The organism is Stutzerimonas stutzeri (genome assembly GCF_024448935.1).
GTDB classification, from domain to species: domain Bacteria; phylum Pseudomonadota; class Gammaproteobacteria; order Pseudomonadales; family Pseudomonadaceae; genus Stutzerimonas; species Stutzerimonas stutzeri_AO.
This window is the reverse complement of the sequence record NZ_JAMOIE010000183.1, coordinates 1-2,727: the sequence shown is the minus strand read 5'-3', so window position 1 is coordinate 2,727 and position 2,727 is coordinate 1. Positions and strand designations below refer to the sequence as shown.

Sequence of the window (2,727 nt, the reverse complement as noted above, 5' to 3'; positions counted from 1 at the left end):
GATCGGGGGTTTGGTGTAGAAGCTTGACGATGACCTACTCTCACATGGGGAGACCCCACACTACCATCGGCGATGCGTCGTTTCACTGCTGAGTTCGGGATGGGATCAGGTGGTTCCAACGCTCTATGGTCGTCAAGCAATTCGGTTGGGGAGTCGGTGTTGAGTCGCTTCCCCTGATTGGGTATGTGATGGTGTTTCGGTACTGCTTTCGCGTTGCGAGCGATGCGTCTTTTCGGTTTGTTTGTCGACTTCAACCGTCTGACACGCAAACATCAAATTGTTTGGGTGTTATATGGTCAAGCCTCACGGGCAATTAGTATGGGTTAGCTCAACGCCTCACAGCGCTTACACACCCCACCTATCAACGTCGTAGTCTTCGACGGCCCTTCAGGGAGCTCAAGGCTCCAGTGAGATCTCATCTTGAGGCAAGTTTCCCGCTTAGATGCTTTCAGCGGTTATCTCTTCCGAACATAGCTACCCGGCAATGCCACTGGCGTGACAACCGGAACACCAGAGGTTCGTCCACTCCGGTCCTCTCGTACTAGGAGCAGCCCCTCTCAAATCTCAAACGTCCACGGCAGATAGGGACCGAACTGTCTCACGACGTTCTAAACCCAGCTCGCGTACCACTTTAAATGGCGAACAGCCATACCCTTGGGACCGGCTTCAGCCCCAGGATGTGATGAGCCGACATCGAGGTGCCAAACACCGCCGTCGATATGAACTCTTGGGCGGTATCAGCCTGTTATCCCCGGAGTACCTTTTATCCGTTGAGCGATGGCCCTTCCATACAGAACCACCGGATCACTAAGACCTACTTTCGTACCTGCTCGACGTGTCTGTCTCGCAGTCAAGCGCGCTTTTGCCTTTATACTCTACGACCGATTTCCGACCGGTCTGAGCGCACCTTCGTACTCCTCCGTTACTCTTTAGGAGGAGACCGCCCCAGTCAAACTACCCACCATACACTGTCCTCGATCCGGATAACGGACCAGAGTTAGAACCTCAAAGTTGCCAGGGTGGTATTTCAAGGTTGGCTCCACGCGAACTGGCGTCCACGCTTCAAAGCCTCCCACCTATCCTACACAAGCAAATTCAAAGTCCAGTGCAAAGCTATAGTAAAGGTTCACGGGGTCTTTCCGTCTAGCCGCGGATACACTGCATCTTCACAGCGATTTCAATTTCACTGAGTCTCGGGTGGAGACAGCGCCGCCATCGTTACGCCATTCGTGCAGGTCGGAACTTACCCGACAAGGAATTTCGCTACCTTAGGACCGTTATAGTTACGGCCGCCGTTTACCGGGGCTTCGATCAAGAGCTTCGCTTGCGCTAACCCCATCAATTAACCTTCCGGCACCGGGCAGGCGTCACACCCTATACGTCCACTTTCGTGTTTGCAGAGTGCTGTGTTTTTAATAAACAGTCGCAGCGGCCTGGTATCTTCGACCGGCATGAGCTTACGGGGTAAACCCTTCACCCTCACCGGCGCACCTTCTCCCGAAGTTACGGTGCCATTTTGCCTAGTTCCTTCACCCGAGTTCTCTCAAGCGCCTTGGTATTCTCTACCCAACCACCTGTGTCGGTTTGGGGTACGGTTCCTGATTACCTGAAGCTTAGAGGCTTTTCCTGGAAGCATGGCATCAACCACTTCTCCTTCTAAAAGAAGGATCGTCATCAGTTCTCGGCATTAAGACCCCGGATTTACCTAAGACCTCTGCCTACCACCTTAAACTTGGACAACCAACGCCAAGCTGGCCTAGCCTTCTCCGTCCCCCCATCGCAGTAACCAGAAGTACGGGAATATTAACCCGTTTCCCATCGACTACGCTCTTCAGCCTCGCCTTAGGGACCGACTCACCCTGCGTCGATTAACGTTGCGCAGGAACCCTTGGTCTTTCGGCGTGGGAGTTTTTCACTCCCATTGTCGTTACTCATGTCAGCATTCGCACTTCTGATACCTCCAGCAAGCTTCTCAACTCACCTTCACAGGCTTACAGAACGCTCCTCTACCGCGCAGACATTCCCTCAATAGCACTTTTACTCCTCACTCCACGTGAGGGGCGCTTTGCTCGCATTCGCTCGCAAGCCAAATGATATTGAGTGGAATGTCCGCACCCGTAGCTTCGGTACCTGGTTTGAGCCCCGTTACATCTTCCGCGCAGGCCGACTCGACTAGTGAGCTATTACGCTTTCTTTAAAGGGTGGCTGCTTCTAAGCCAACCTCCTAGCTGTCTGAGCCTTCCCACATCGTTTCCCACTTAACCAGGATTTTGGGACCTTAGCTGACGGTCTGGGTTGTTTCCCTTTTCACGACGGACGTTAGCACCCGCCGTGTGTCTCCCGTGCTGACACTTGCTGGTATTCGGAGTTTGCATCGGTTTGGTAAGTCGGGATGACCCCCTAGCCGAAACAGTGCTCTACCCCCAGCAGTGATACACGAGGCGCTACCTAAATAGCTTTCGAGGAGAACCAGCTATCTCCGAGCTTGATTAGCCTTTCACTCCGATCCACAGGTCATCCGCTAACTTTTCAACGGTAGTCGGTTCGGTCCTCCAGTTAGTGTTACCCAACCTTCAACCTGCCCATGGATAGATCGCCCGGTTTCGGGTCTATTCCCAGCGACTAGACGCCCTATTAAGACTCGCTTTCGCTACGCCTCCCCTATTCGGTTAAGCTCGCCACTGAAAATAAGTCGCTGACCCATTATACAAAAGGTACGCAGTCACC

General features: G+C 53.1%; 2 rRNA genes. Both read right to left on the bottom strand.

The features are described 5' to 3' along the window. Nucleotides 1-21: 21 nt before the first annotated feature. Nucleotides 22-137: ribosomal RNA gene (gene rrf / locus NA637_RS24510) — 5S ribosomal RNA — on the bottom strand. Between the two features lie 155 nt (nt 138-292). Then, nucleotides 293-2,727, bottom strand: a 23S ribosomal RNA gene (locus NA637_RS24505); the annotation flags it as partial.